Source organism: Catellatospora sp. NPDC049133, from assembly GCF_040648455.1.
In the GTDB taxonomy this organism is placed as follows: Bacteria; Actinomycetota; Actinomycetes; order Mycobacteriales; family Micromonosporaceae; genus Catellatospora; species Catellatospora aurea.
On sequence record NZ_JBEZDT010000011.1, the window covers coordinates 35310 to 48975 of the forward strand.

The 13666-nt window shown below is 73.5% G+C and carries 12 protein-coding genes; 7 read left to right on the forward strand and 5 right to left on the reverse strand.

Annotated elements, in window-relative coordinates; genetic code table 11:
• Positions 1–144: 144 nt before the first annotated feature.
• From AB0B35_RS14530 to AB0B35_RS14540, 3 genes are all read right to left on the reverse strand, one after another.
• Positions 145–1023 carry a DUF3152 domain-containing protein gene (locus AB0B35_RS14530; RefSeq protein WP_361045052.1) on the reverse strand — a complete coding sequence of 293 codons (879 nt, stop codon included), beginning with the start codon at positions 1021–1023 and terminating at the stop codon, positions 145–147.
• Positions 1023–1865, reverse strand: coding sequence for a DUF3152 domain-containing protein (locus AB0B35_RS14535; protein ID WP_361045055.1), 843 nt, complete (start codon positions 1863–1865; stop codon positions 1023–1025). Before AB0B35_RS14535 ends, AB0B35_RS14530 begins: the two co-directional genes overlap by 1 nt.
• 83 nt (positions 1866–1948) lie before the next feature.
• Positions 1949–4540, reverse strand: a complete 2592-nt coding sequence (locus AB0B35_RS14540) for a hypothetical protein (RefSeq protein WP_361045058.1) — start codon at positions 4538–4540, stop codon at positions 1949–1951.
• A 296-nt stretch (positions 4541–4836) separates the two neighbouring features.
• Here AB0B35_RS14540 and AB0B35_RS14545 point away from each other — a divergent pair, with 296 nt between their 5' ends.
• The 6 genes from AB0B35_RS14545 (at position 4837) to AB0B35_RS14570 (ending at position 10832) form a co-directional block, all read left to right on the forward strand.
• A complete protein-coding gene (locus AB0B35_RS14545; RefSeq protein WP_144121707.1) occupies positions 4837–5490 on the forward strand; it encodes a TetR/AcrR family transcriptional regulator in 654 nt (217 codons plus the stop codon).
• Between the two features lie 149 nt (positions 5491–5639).
• Entirely contained in the window at positions 5640–5867 is a 228-nt protein-coding gene (locus tag AB0B35_RS14550; protein WP_120317219.1) for a DUF3107 domain-containing protein, read from the forward strand.
• 146 nt (positions 5868–6013) lie between these two features.
• On the forward strand, positions 6014–6673 hold the full coding sequence (locus AB0B35_RS14555; RefSeq protein ID WP_361045060.1) for a ferritin-like fold-containing protein: 660 nt from the start codon (positions 6014–6016) through the stop codon (positions 6671–6673).
• Positions 6674–6970: 297 nt separating this feature from the next.
• Complete coding sequence (locus AB0B35_RS14560) at positions 6971–8701, forward strand: DEAD/DEAH box helicase (protein ID WP_361045063.1); 1731 nt, start codon at positions 6971–6973, stop codon at positions 8699–8701.
• Between the two features lie 120 nt (positions 8702–8821).
• The gene (locus AB0B35_RS14565) at positions 8822–9760 is read left to right on the forward strand and encodes a biliverdin-producing heme oxygenase (RefSeq protein ID WP_361045066.1); all 939 of its coding nucleotides are present in this window, start codon (positions 8822–8824) and stop codon (positions 9758–9760) included.
• A 25-nt stretch (positions 9761–9785) separates the two neighbouring features.
• The gene (locus AB0B35_RS14570; protein ID WP_361045069.1) at positions 9786–10832 is read left to right on the forward strand and encodes a hypothetical protein; all 1047 of its coding nucleotides are present in this window, start codon (positions 9786–9788) and stop codon (positions 10830–10832) included.
• A gap of 125 nt (positions 10833–10957) precedes the next feature.
• Here AB0B35_RS14570 and AB0B35_RS14575 read toward each other — a convergent pair whose 3' ends face one another.
• Both AB0B35_RS14575 and AB0B35_RS14580 read right to left on the reverse strand, forming a co-directional pair.
• Positions 10958–12109, reverse strand: a complete 1152-nt coding sequence (locus AB0B35_RS14575) for an SAM-dependent methyltransferase (RefSeq protein WP_361045072.1) — start codon at positions 12107–12109, stop codon at positions 10958–10960.
• 33 nt (positions 12110–12142) lie between these two features.
• Positions 12143–12796, reverse strand: a complete 654-nt coding sequence (locus AB0B35_RS14580; protein WP_361045075.1) for a DUF4190 domain-containing protein — start codon at positions 12794–12796, stop codon at positions 12143–12145.
• An 89-nt stretch (positions 12797–12885) separates the two neighbouring features.
• Between AB0B35_RS14580 and AB0B35_RS14585 the strand changes: the two genes are divergently transcribed.
• Entirely contained in the window at positions 12886–13653 is a 768-nt protein-coding gene (locus tag AB0B35_RS14585; protein WP_203691209.1) for an SDR family NAD(P)-dependent oxidoreductase, read from the forward strand.
• The last annotated feature ends 13 nt before the right edge of the window (positions 13654–13666 follow it).

Below are 13666 nucleotides of genomic sequence, written 5' to 3' on the forward strand. Positions count from 1 at the left end.
ATCACGCGCTGATCAACCTTCATTTGATCATGAACTTATTCCCGCAACACGCCGCCGAACCGTGCCATAAGTTCATGATCACCGGGCCGGGCCGGGCCGGGGCGGGGCGGGCCGGGGCGGGGCGGGGCGGAGGCCATGGCCCCGCTACGGGATGGCGGGGCCTCGGTAGAGGGCCGGGTCGGTGGGGGCGGCGGGGTGGGGCCAGGGGTTGGGGGTGCAGTCCTTGAGGCCGGTGGACTGCTGTTGCATGACGGGGGCGGGCTTGCCGGGGGCGGGGCAGGCGTCGTGGCCGTAGCCGAGTTGGTGGCCGAGTTCGTGGTTGAGGGCGAAGGCCTGGTAGTCGGGCAGCGGCGCGCCGTAGCCGGGCACCGCGTCGCGCCAGCGGTCGGCGTTGATGATGAGCTGGCCGGGCAGGCGGCAGGAGGTGAAGCCCTCGGTGTGCAGGCCGCCCGCGGCGCACATCTTCTGGGTGGTGCCGGCCGTGGCCAGGTACACCGTGAACTCGTTCGAGGTCTTCTCGGCCACCCGCTGGAAGCGGTGCTTGCCGCCGCCGGTCCAGCCGCGGGGGTCGGCCAGGATCCGCTCGACCTCGCCCGTGAACGCCTTGACGTCGGTGCCGGTGTCCTTCTCCACGGCGACGCGGAACTTGCGGACCGTGCCCGCGCTGCCGAGGACCTTGCCCGCGCCGGTGGCGAACCCGAACTTGCCGCTACCGGCCGGCGCCGCCGTGCTTTCCTCGCGGGGCTGCTCCGACACGCCGGGCTCGGCCGACGGGCTGCCCGGAACGGGCGAGCCGGCCACCGGCGCGGCGGGCCCGTCGAGCAGCAGGCCGTCGCCGCCGCGGGCCAGGTCGATGCCGACCAGCACCACGATGACGCCCAGCACACCGGCCACGACGAACAGGTTGCGCCGTCGCCGGGCCTGGATCACGGCACGGCGGCGCGCCCGGGATCCGGACGCCTCGTCCGGCGCGCGGCGCGGGGCCGCCTCCCGCTGCTCGAAGAGCTCCAGTTCGTCGTGCATCACGCCACCGGGGGGCCGGTGTAGCGCTTGCCGCCGACGTACGGCCACGCGTTGGCGGTGCAGCCCTTCAGTCCGTACGTCTGCTGCTGCATGACCGGTGCGGGTTTGCCCTTGCCGGGGCAGCCCTCGTGGAAGCGGCCGAGTTCGTGGCCCACCTCATGGTTGATCACGTACTGCCGGTAGTCGTGCAGGTCGATCTTGCCATTGACGTAGTCGGGCACCGACAAACGCCAGCGGTTGAGATTGATGACGACGCGCCCCGGCAACCGGCACGAGGTGTACGAGACGCCGTCCATCCGGGTGTCCATGCCGCCCGCCGCGCACAGCTTGCGGGTCGTCTCACCGGTCGCCAGATAGATCGTGAACTGGTACGACGACCCGGACGGCACCCGCTGCAGCCGGTACTGCCTGCCCGCGATCCAGCTGCGCGCGTCGCCCAGGGTCTCGTCGACCAGGTCGGTGAACACGTCGAGCTCCTCCGCGGCGACGTTCTTCTCCGCCGCGACCCGGAACCGCTTGATGCTGCCGGCGGTGCCCAGCACCTCGCTCTGGCTCTTGGCGTACGTCCAGGTCCCCGGCCCGGACGAGGGAAATCCGCCGTCCATCTGGTAGACCGGCTCCGGCTCGGCACTGGGCGAGGGCTGGGCCGACGGCGAGGCCGCGGGCTCCGGGCTCTCGGTCGCCACCGGTGTCGACGCCACCGGCCGGGTCGGGACGGGGTCTGGCGCGCCGCGCAACAGGTCCACGCCGACCAGCAAGGCCGCACCGAGCAGCAGGAACACAGCGGTAGCGCGGCGGCGGCGCTGGCGGGCGCGGGCCCTGGCGAGCCTCCCGGATTCCACTCGCGAGGACCGGACCGGAGGCTCCCAGTCGGTCCTCGGCGGCGGTGCGAGGGCGGTGCGCATCGACACAGCCTGCCACATCCCTACGGCAGGAGCGCCGCTAGCCGCCTGTTCACCGCGCTGAGCGTGGCACGGACGACAGCGCGCCGAGGGTCTCCGGAGACCAGAGCCGAGCCCGCGAGCTGCTCGACCCAGCCGCCGCAGACCAGCAGCACCACCACGACCGCGACCTCACAGCTGCCCATCGGCACGATGGTCGCCTGCTCCACGAAGCACCGGCCGGACTCACCGGTCGTGGTCCCCTCGCGCAGCAGGTCGTCGATGGCAACCGCGGTCGCCGCGGCACACAGGCGCAGCACGTACGCGTCGACGGCCGGCCCGCTGGCCACTCCGACGGCCTGCCGGTCGCCGGTGTTGAGGCGCACCTCCACCGTCGCGTCCAGGCCGAACGTGCTGGTCTGCACGTGCTCGATGATCGCGCGGGGGCCCTGGTCGCGCTCGGTGGGCAGGGGCGGCGGCGAGGCCGCGGCGGGCAGCTCCGGCTCGCTGTTCACCGAGCGCAGCGCGGCGACCCGGTCGCGCAGTTCGCCCGGCGCCCGGCGCGGCACGCTCACCGGGTGGCGGCGGCGCGGTTCACGCGGCGACTGGTCGGACAGCGGATCCGGGTGCAGCCCGGTCAGCCCTGGCGGCGGGGCGGCCCCGGCGCCCGAGCGCGGCGCGGGCAGCGTGGCCGACGGCGGGGCGGCGTCCGAGGCGGGTGCGGGCCTGGGCACCAGCGGGCCGGCCGGCGCGGCGTCGATGCCCATCTGCTCCTGCAGCATCCTGGCCACCATCCGGCTGATCGCCGCGGGGTCGGCCCCCTCAGCCAGGTCCAGCCGCAGGTGGTGGGCACCGGTCGCGGTGGTGCGCAGGGCCGCGTCGCGTACTCCGGCGACGCCGCGCACGGCGCGCAGCACCGCGTCGACGTCGAACCCGTCGGGCCGCTCGTCGGTCCCCACGTCGTCACTGCGGCGCAGGTGGGAGGCGATGCGGTCGAGCTGGGGCGTGGCCGCCACCACCGGCTCCGCCTCGACCACGGGGTGGATGGCGGGCGGCACGTCGGGCACGGCGGGCACCCGCTGCGGCAGGTGCTCCGCGGCGGCCGGGCCGCTGCCGGGCCGGCCGTTCCCGGGCTGGCCGGGTTCGGCGCGCCGGGCTTCGGGCACCCCTGGCTGCCGGTCCGAAGGATGCTGGGCCGCCGCACCCGCGGGCGGGACGGGCGGGCCCGCGGGCTGCGGGATGTGCGGCTGCGGTGACGGCGGTAGGTAGGGTCGCGGCTGCGAGACGAACGAGGGCTGGCCGGGGAAACCGCCAGGCAGGTCGCCACCGCCGGGGCGACCGGGCTCCTGGCCGGGTATGCGCGCAGCCTGCGCCGCCTCCGGCGCCCCGCCGCGCTCGGCCCGGCTGCCACCACCCGCGGTGCGGCTGTCACCGTTGCCGTTGCCCGCAGCGTCATCACGGATCGCGGCGCCGTCGCGGGGTGCCGCAGGATCGCGGGGAGCCGCCGCATCGCGGAGCGCCGTCGCATCGCGAAGGGCCACAGGATCGCGGAGCGCCGCAGGATCGCGAAGGTCGGCCGAGTCAGGCGGTCCGGCCGCGTCGCGCAGGGCGGCGGCGTCACGGAGCACGGACGAGTCGCGCTGTCCGGCGGCGTCGCGCAGTCCGGCCGCGTCGCGCAGAGCCGCGGCGTCGCGGAGTGCGGCGGAGCCGTGACCGGTCGCCGTCAGCGAGCCGACGTGATCGTCCTGGGAGCCGCCGAGCTGCGCCGCGCGGGCCGCCTGGCGGGCCATGCCGAGCTGGGCCGCGGCGTAGCCCTCGCGGGCCGCGTCGAGCCGCGCGGCAGCCGCGGCGGCCGGGTCCGGCAGCACCGGAAACTCCCCGGTGCGGCTCCGCTCGGCGGCGTCCCCGGTCTCGGGGTGGCCCGGCTCCTGGATCGGGCGACCGTTGGCGGCGGGACGCCGAGCCTGCGGTGCCGGCTCGGCGAAAGCCATGCCGAAGCGTGCGCCGAGTGACATCTGCTCCGCCTCTTCCTGGTCCTCGTCCTGCTCGTCATCGAGCGCGGCCGCGGCCGGCGCGGGGTGCTCCGGCACGGGCGGCACGGCGCGGGTGGCGGCCTCGGCCATCGCGGCCAGCGGCGCGTCCGCGGGCGGCGCGGACGGCACCGGCCCCGACAGCTCGGCCGGCAGCGAGGGCCGCAGGCCGGGCGGCGGCACCGGATAACCGCCGGTGGGCATGGTCAGCGCGGGATTGGCGCCGGCGGGCAGCGGCGGCATGACCGGAATCGGGATCACCTCCGGTGGCGCGACCGCAGCCCCAGGGCCGGGCTGGTACGGCTTGAACACGGGGATGCGGCTCGTGTCGTCCAGCCCGAGGGCCGGTGAGCCGTTGACGGGGGTCGGCTCGTCGAACGCGGCGTGGCGGGCGAACTCGGCCGAGGTCTGGGCGAACTCGTCAGCGTACGGGTCCTCGCCGGGTGAGGAGAGTTCCGGCAGGGGCCGCTCGTACGGGCGGGTGTGGCCGTTGCGCGTGGACGGGGCGGTGTCCGGCGGGCGTACCAGCGTGGTGGTGACGGGGTCGGCGCCCGTGAGCGCGTCTATCCCCCGGCGATCGGCTACCGTGGCGTGCCACGGTGTCAACGGTTCGAATCCGGGTTCCAACGCCGCACCCGCACTCGACCATGCATCCGTACGGTCGGAATCCGCCCAGCTCGCGGGTTTATGCCCGTTAGCCGTCGGGTGTCCGACTCCGCCGGCTGACCCGTCGGCGGGTTCGTCAGCTCCCGCTGTGTTTCCGGTCTGCCCTGTTACGTCCACCGTGCGCTCCTCCGTCGCCCACGCTGAGGCTACCGTGAACGGCGAATGACGATAAGTTGCAACGACGGGCCAGTTTGCAAGATCCGTCAAAGGATCCGTCTGCAGGGTGAGGAGATTCGATGACCGCGGCCACCAGTGGCGCCAACCCGACCGGCTCGACAGCCACGGGCCGGCCGACCCGGCTGCCCCGGTCGGCACGACGCAAGCAGCTGCTCGCCGCTGCTCAGGACGTCTTCGTCGCCCAGGGCTACCACTCCGCAGCGATGGACGACATCGCCGAACGGGCGGGCGTCTCCAAGCCGGTGCTCTACCAGCACTTCCCCGGAAAACTGGAGCTCTACCTGGCCCTGCTCGACACGCACTGCGACGCGTTCGCCGAGCGCATCCGCTCCGCCATGGCGGCCACCACGGACAACAAGGAAAGAGTCCGCGGCGCGATGCAGGCCTACTTCGACTTCGTCTCGCACGAGAGCGAGGCCTACCGGCTGGTCTTCGAGTCCGACCTGAGAAACGACCCGGCGGTCGCGGAGCGGGTGGACCGCATGGAGCGCTTGTCCGTCGAGGCGATCACCGAGACGATCATGTCCGACACCGGCGTCAGCCGCGCCCGTGCCGAGGTGCTGGCCGCCGGCCTGTGCGGCGCCGCCCAGGTCTCGGCCCGCTGGTGGCTCGCGGGCGGTCGGGTCATCGCCCAGGACGAGGCCGAGCAGCTGATCACCACCCTCTCCTGGCGCGGCATCAGCAGTTTCCCCCTCAGCGGAACCGATCACTGACACGGCGATCTTGCATGGGTGGCCCCACGACACGCGTATTTCGGGTGCCGCTCGGGCCCTTCGCGCGAGATCGCCGACGGCGGCGGGTCGGCGCGCCAGCGTCCAGCTGCGACACCGGGGTAATCTCGGGAGCGAGCCGAGGAGGTTGTGTGGAGGTCAAGATCGGTGTGCAGTTCGCCCCCCGCGAGTTGGTGGTGGACAGCACGCAGACGCCCGCTGAGGTCGAGCAGATGGTCGCCGACGCGCTCGCGTCGAAGGCCCAGCTGCTGACGCTGGTAGACGAGAAGGGCCGGCGGGTCATCGTCCCGCTGGACAAGCTGGCATATGTGGAGATCGCCGAGGCGTCGACGCGGAGTGTCGGCTTCTCGGCCCGCTGAGGCGGCGCAGCACATAACTGCAGGCGAACGGCACGGTGCAGCGCGCACCGTGCCGTTCGCCGTCTCCGCCGCCGACGCCGCGCCGGGCGGGCAGGCCCGCGTCGCGGCGGGGTGCCCGGCGGGCGTACGGCCGGTAGTCTGCGGGCGTGTCGACCGATGCCGGAGTGATCGATCTACTGGGCATGCTCGCCTACGGTGAGCTGCTTGCCTTCGACCGGATGGCGGCCGACTCCCGGCTCGCCCCGGACCTCGGCCGGCAGGCCCGGCTGGCCGAGATGGCCGCGTGGGAGATGGCCAACTACCGGCGGCTGGCCAACCGGCTCACCGCGCTGGGCGTGGACCCGGAGCAGGCGATGCTCCCGTTCGTCACAGCACTGCGCACGTATCACGACAACACCGAGCCGGGCGACTGGCTGGAGGCGCTGACCAAGGCGTACGTCGGCGAGGGCATCTCCGACGACTTCTTCCGCGAGGTGGCCGAGGTGCTGCCCGAGGGGGTGCTGGCCGGGCCGGACCGGGCCCTGGTGCTCGACGTGCTGCACGACGACGGCTATGCCGACTTCGCCGCCGGTGAGATCCGCGCCGCGATCGCGGCCGACCCGAAGGTGGCCAACCGGCTGTCGATGTGGGCGCGCCGGCTGACCGGGGAGGCGCTGTCGCAGGCGCAGTCGGTGGCCCAGGAGCGCACCCCGCTGACGGCGCTGGTGCTGACGGGCGTGGGCGACGGGGAGTCCGTGGACGGGCTTTTCCGGCGGCTGACCACCGCGCACACGGCCAGAATGACGGCGGTCGGGCTCAATAACTGACCGTTTTGCGTGGGAAATCCCACTAAGAACCGGGAATTCGACACACACCAGGTGACCAGACGGCCACCGGGCCGTACGATGGCTGAGTTGACATGGGCCCGATGCCCATGTCGTCGCGTGTGCGGCACCGCGATCCCCAACGATCGCGCCGCGCGATGGGATCCATTTCCTTCATCGCCGCGCCCCGCGCTGGAGACTACATATACGCCCTTCGATGAAAACGGGCGTACCGACATCCGCTGGGCAGCCCGCAGGGTCCGCCGTACGCGGATCACTGAGAGGGCACCCCAGAACCTGATGACCGAAAACATCGAAAGCACCACCGAAAGCACTCCCAAGATCACCCTCGCGCCCACCTTCGCCGAGCTCGGCGTGCGCCCCGAGACCGTGGCCGCACTCGCCGCGATGGGCATCGAGCGCGCCTTCGCCATCCAGGAGTACGCGCTGCCGATCGCGCTGCGCGGCGGCGACATGATCGGGCAGGCGCCCACCGGCACCGGCAAGACCTTCGGCTTCGGCATCCCGCTGATCGACCGCGCGGTCGCCCCGAGTGAGGGCGAGACCGGCGGCCAGCCGCAGGCGCTCGTCGTCGTGCCCACCCGTGAGCTGGGCCTGCAGGTCGCCAAGGACCTCGCCGGGGCCGGCAAGTCCCGCGGCGTGCGGGTGCTGGCGCTGTACGGCGGCGTCGCGTACGAGCCGCAGGTCGAGGCGCTGAAGGCCGGCGTCGAGATCGTGGTCAGCACGCCCGGCCGCCTGCTCGACCTGTGCAAGCAGAAGCACCTCAAGCTCGACAAGGTCAAGGCGCTCGTGCTGGACGAGGCCGACCGCATGCTCGACCTGGGCTTCCTCGACGACGTCGAGAAGATCCTCAAGATGCTGCCCGAAGAGCGGCAGACCATGCTGTTCTCGGCGACCATGCCGGACCCGATCGTGACCCTGTCGCGCCGGTTCCTGCGCACGCCGGTCACCGTGCACGCCGGGCACACCACCGAGCCGGGCGTCAGCCCGCAGACCAAGCAGGTCGTGTACCGCACGCACCAGCTCAACAAGCTGGAGCTGCTCGCCCGCATCCTGCAGGCGCAGGGCCGCGGCCTCACCATGATCTTCACCCGGACCAAGCGCAACGCCGACCGGGTCAGCGAGGACCTCGACTTCCGCGGCTTCGCCGCGGCGGCGGTCCACGGCGACCTCGGCCAGGGCGCCCGCGAGCGGGCCCTGCGCGCGTTCCGGGCCGGCAAGGTCGACGTGCTCGTCGCCACCGACGTGGCCGCCCGCGGTCTGGACGTCTCCGGCGTCACGCACGTGATCAACTACGACTGCCCGGACGACGCGGAGACCTACGTGCACCGCATCGGCCGCACCGGCCGCGCCGGGGCCACCGGTGTCGCGGTGACCTTCGTCGACTGGGAGGACATGCCCCGCTGGCGGATCGTCGACAAGACGCTCGGCCTGGAGCTGACCGGCCCGGACGGCCCGCCGGAGACGTACCACACCTCGCCCTGGGTCTACACCGACCTGGACATCCCCAGCGACGTCAGCGGCCTGCTGCCCAGCGCCCAGCGCTCCCGGGCCGGCCTGTCCGCCGAGGTCGAGGAGGACCTGGGCGGCCGCCCTCGTGGCGGCCGGGGCAAGCGCGGACCGGCGGCCGAGCAGGCCCCGCCGCGTGAGCGCGCGCCGCGCCGCCGCCGTCGCCTGTCCGGTGACGACGACACCGCGCCCGTGGCCGAGGCCGACGCCACGGACACCCCCGCCGACACCGACGCCGCCGAGGGCGAGGCCACCCGTGGCCGCCGCCGTCGTCGCGGCCGGGGTGCGGGCACGGGGGCCGCAGTCGCCGCGTCGGTGACCCATGAGGGCGGCCTGGCGCCGCTGTTCTCCGGCCCCGGGGACGGCCCCGACGGCCCGGCGGAGCCCGCCACGGCAGGCGAGGGTGGCGCTTCCCGCTCGCGTTCGCGCCGTCGCCGTCGCCGCTCCGGCGGGTCCGGTGGACCGGCCGAGGGCGCGCTGGAGACCTCGGTCGAGAGCTGACATTTGCGATAGAGGGACGTCCCCACGCGGTAGAACCAGCGTGGGGGCGTCCCTTTTCGCAGGCCAGGATCAAACGAAAGTTTGAGGTTAGGGTGACCTTACTCGCGTACGGTGCTGCGCATGAGTGAGCCCTTCTCCGCCCGCCTGCGCGCCGCCACCTGGTCCGACCACAGCTCGGCCGAGCAGACGACGTTCCTGGACGACCTGACCCGGGGCCGGCTGACCGTCGCCGCCCACGCCGCGCTGACCGCGCAGCACTACCTCGTCTACCAGGTGCTCGAGGAGGCCGCCGCGCACTGGAGCGGCGACCCGGTCGCGGGCGGCTTCCACGCCGACGCGCTCACCCGCCTGCCCGCGCTCGCCGACGACCTCGCCTTCCTGCTCGGCGCCGACTGGCGCGACGCGCTCACCCCGGTCGCGACGACCGCCGAGTACACGTCCCGCCTGCGCGAGGTCGCCTTCACCTGGCCCGGCGGCTTCGTCGCCCACCACTACAACCGCTACCTGGGCGACCTGTCCGGCGGCCAGTACGTGGCCCGCGCCCTGGCCCGCTCGTACGGGCTCGCCCTCGGCGGCGACGGCCTGCGCTTCTACGCCTTCGACGGCGTCGCCGACCCCACCGCCTTCAAGGACGGCTACCGCGCCCGGCTCGACGCCGCGCCCTGGGACACCGCCGAGCAGGACCGGATCATCAACGAGGTGAAGCTGGCCTACCTGCTCAACACCGAACTGCTCGCCGACCTGGGCCGGATCCACCCGAACCCGTTCCCGCCGGAGGTCATCGCCCAGATCATGCGGCACATGAACGACGACCACCCCGCCGACTCCCTGCTGATCTGCCAGGCCACGCTGCCGGAGCCGGCCCGCCCGAACGCCACGGCGGCGGTGATGTCGGGCATGGACAACCGCGGCATCGAGTTCCAGGCCGTGATCGACGGGGTCGAGACGCCGATCCGGGTGCCCTTCGCGCAGCGGCTGACCGAGCGCGCCCAGGTGCGCGTCGAGGTGACCCGGCTCTACCGCGAGGCATGCGCCCTGCTCGGGGTGCCCGCCCGGTGAGCGCGGGCGTGGAACACTGGCCGGTGTGGAGACGGCACACGACGTTCTCATCGCGCTGACCAGGCGGTACGCCTTCGCGGAGGTGGCCGCGCTGGTCGCCCCGGACTCCGGCGTGCTGCCGCGAGCCGGCGGCGGCGCGCTGTCCACCGAGTCCGTCGCCCACGTGCAGCAGCTGTGCGCGTTCGGGCAGCGGCTGCTCGACCTCGACGCCGAGGACTTCGGCGAGCTGAACGCCGCCGCCGAGGCCAACACCGAGCACACTGTCGCCGACCAGGTGCACGGCGACCACGTCCCCGAGCACCTGCGGGAGCGGGCGCTGGCATGCCGCATGCCGCAGGCGCCCAGGGAGGTGCACCGCGGCGCGCTGGGCAGCATGCGGCCCACGTTCCGGCTGCTGCTGGAGGTCATCGACGCGCGTTTCCGGCGCGGCGAGACCACGGCCGTGGTCGCCGCGGTGCACATCGCCAGCGAGTACGGCCCGCTGCTGGTCTGGGAACGGGTGCTCGGCCACGCCGCCGACCCGCTGCGGCTGCCGGCGGCGGTCGGCGGCGACGGCAGCGCGTGGGGCGACTTCGACGACCGGGACTGCCCGCACACCAAGCCGGAGAAGTCCGCCGCCCGGCGCAGCCTCACCGTGGCGCACGAGAACAACGCGGGCTGGCGCACCTACCTGGACCGCCAGCACTCGAACACCTCGCACGCGCTCTGCGTCTGCGCGACCACCTGCCACCGCCGGTGCACCGTCTACCGCCGGCTCGACGCGCGGCAGGCCGAGGTCGTCACGCACGGCTGCCGGCTGGCCGCGGCGCTCAACGAGTCGGCGGTGGTGAAACTGCGCCACAGCGCGCCGGTCGGCCACGGCTTCGGTGTCCCCTCGCAGCGCGAGCTGCTCGACGCCTGGGCCCGCACCCGCGCCTCGCTGGCCAAACACGATCCGGCGATCGCGCAGGAGGACGGCTACCCGCTGCCCGGCTTCGCCGCCTACGTCGCCGTGCTGGCCGGCACGGCGATGCCTCCGGACACCCTGCTCGCCGACACCGCCATCGAACTCGCCAAGGCCCTCACTCCCTGACCGAGCGGCCCTTGATCATCCGACTTGCCTGGCACCTGTGCGTATCTTGAGCCGCTTTTCGCCCACCTGCCTGGCAAGTCGAGCGATCTTGGGCCCCTGAACGCAGGGCCGGTCAGCGCGGGCGGTCAGGTGGCGGGGGTGGTGGCCAGCAGGGTGGCCAGGTGAGGTTGGATGTGCCACTCGGCGAGCAGGGCGTCGAGTTCCGCGGCCTCGGCGGGAGACGGCTGCCGAGCCGTGCGGTGGGCGCGGATCATGGCGTTGCGCGGGGTGTGCGCCGAGTCGATGAACTCGACCACCTCGACCGCGTACCCCTGTCGGCGCAGCAGTGCCGCGCGCACCGTGTCGGTGAGCACGTCGGCGAAGCGCTCGCGCAGGATGCCGTGCTCGGTGAGCAGCCCCGCCGCGCCGGCCGGCGGGTGCTTGCGCAACTGCCGGGACAGGTCCTTGTGGCAGCACGGCGCCGCCAGGATCCAGCGCGCGTCCCAGGACAGGGCGCGGGCCAGCGCGTCGTCGGTGGCCGTGTCGCAGGCGTGCAGCGCCAGCACCACGTCAGCCCGCGGCACCGGGGCGTCGGCGATGGTGCCCGCGACGAAGCTGACGTGATCGGTCCAGCCGAGCTTGCGGGCGATCGCGGTGTTGCGCTCGCGCTGGTCGTCGCGCACGTCCACGCCGATCAGGCGCACGTCCAGGCCGAGCCCGGACAGGTGGCGGTACGCGGCGAAGGTCAGGTACGCGTTGCCGCAGCCCAGGTCGACGACGTGCAGCGGGCTCGGCAGGTGCGCCGGGTCGGGCAGGGTGGCGTCCAGCGCCCGCAGGAACGCGTCGACCTGCCGGCGCTTGGCGGCATCGCCGCCGATCACGGCGTACAGCGGATCGCCGGGGTCGATGAGGTGCTCCCGCGCCCGGTCGTGCGCGGTGGCGGCGGGCGCGGCCTGCGGGGCTGCCGAGCGGTGCAGCACCGCGCCCTTCTTCGTGGTCTGCAGGCGCAGCGTGCCGTGGCCGGTCTCCACCGTCCAGCTGCCGAACGGTTCGGCCAGCAGCTCGTCGACCCGGTCGGCCAGCTCCGCGCCGGGAGCGAGGTTGACCGTGGTGGGGCGCTGCCCGTCCTCGGTGACCAACTGCACCCGGTCGCCCGCTTTCAGGGTCACCGGACGCAGCGTGGCGCGCTGCACGGACGGCGTCCCGTCCCTGCGCTGCCCGCCCGCGGTGGCCCGGATCAGGTCCGGGGCCAGCAGGAGTTCGCGTACCTCGGCCAGGGCTTCAGGGAGTGCTGCCATACGTCAAGGATGCGCGATGGGCCGCGGAGCCGGTCAGAAGGCCCCGCCCGGCTCGTTGCGGTAGCCGGGATCGTCCCCGATGAAGAAGATCGCCGCCACGAAGCCGGCGATGATGAGCAACGCCAGCGCGGTGCCGACCCAGCCGACGATGACGCCGGTCAGGGCCATGCCGTCGCCGTCCTCGCCGCTGTGGCGGATCCTGCGGCGGGCCACGTGACCCAGGATCGCGCCGAGCGGGCCGAGGATGAGGGTGGGCACCCCGTACAGGCAGATCCCCAGCACGCCGACCAGCGCGGTCACCATCGCGCCGATGGCCATGCCGTTGATGCGCCGCTGTGACTGGAAATACGGGTACGGGGCGTATCCCGGGTGGATGCCGTACGGGTGCGGTGGGAAGGCGGGTGGCTGCCCAGGGACCTGTGGCCAGGCGCCTGTCGGATAACCGCCCGCCGAGGGCTGGCCGGGTGCCTGATACGGGTTCGGCCAGTGACCCGGGACCGCGGCGACAGAGTCGGCGGCAGGGCTGCCGAGCGGGGCCGAGTCTCCCGCCGGGCTGCCGGACGCGGGTGCCTGAGCAGCCGGGAAGGGGTCGGCCGAGCCGAACGTGAGCGGCACCGGCTCCGGGAAGACCGGCTGCGACAGGCCGGGATCCGGGCTCGCGGGCGGCGGCGCGGTCGGGTCGCTCATCGGCCTGGCTCCATCCGGAAAAGGGGTCCTGACAGAGTAAGCGGTGCCTCCTACTGGCGTCAGCTCGGACAAACCGGCAGGATCAAGCCATGAACGAGCGGATGGATCTCTTCCGGCTGGACGGCCGGGTCGCACTCGTCACCGGTGCGGGCAGCCCGCACGGCATCGGCTTCGCCACCGCTCGCCAGCTGGCCGCACTCGGCGCGAAGGTCGCCGTCGTCTCCACCACCCGGCGCATCCACGAACGCGCCGGCGAACTGGGCGTGCTCGGCTTCGTCGCCGACCTCACCCTGGAGGCGGAGGTCGGCGCGCTCGCCGACGCGGTCACCGAGCAGCTGGGCGACGTGGACATCCTGGTCAACAACGCCGGTCTGACCAGCCGGGCCAGCCCGGAGGTCATCCGGCCGGTCGCACAGCTCACCTTCGAGGAGTGGAAGGCCGAGATCGATCGCAACCTGACCACGGCGTTCCTGTCCAGCCGCGCGTTCCTCGGCGGCATGTCGGAGCGCGGCTGGGGCCGCATCGTCAACCTGGCCGCCACCGCCGGAACGGTGAACGCGCTGCCCGCCGAGGCCGGCTACGCCGCCGCGAAGGCGGGCGTGCTCGGCCTGACCCGGGCCCTGGCGATGGAGCTGGTCGCCGACGGGATCACCGTGAACGCGGTCGCGCCCGGCACCATCCACACGTCGGCGTCCACGCTCGCCGAGCTCAAACTCGGCTACGACACCCCGATGGGCCGACCCGGCACGCCCGACGAGGTCGCCGCGACCATCGCCTTCCTCTGCTCCCCTGCCGCCGGCTACATCACCGGCCAGATGCTCGTCATCGACGGCGGCCAATCAGTCCGCCAGGGCTGAACCCAAAGGAAGG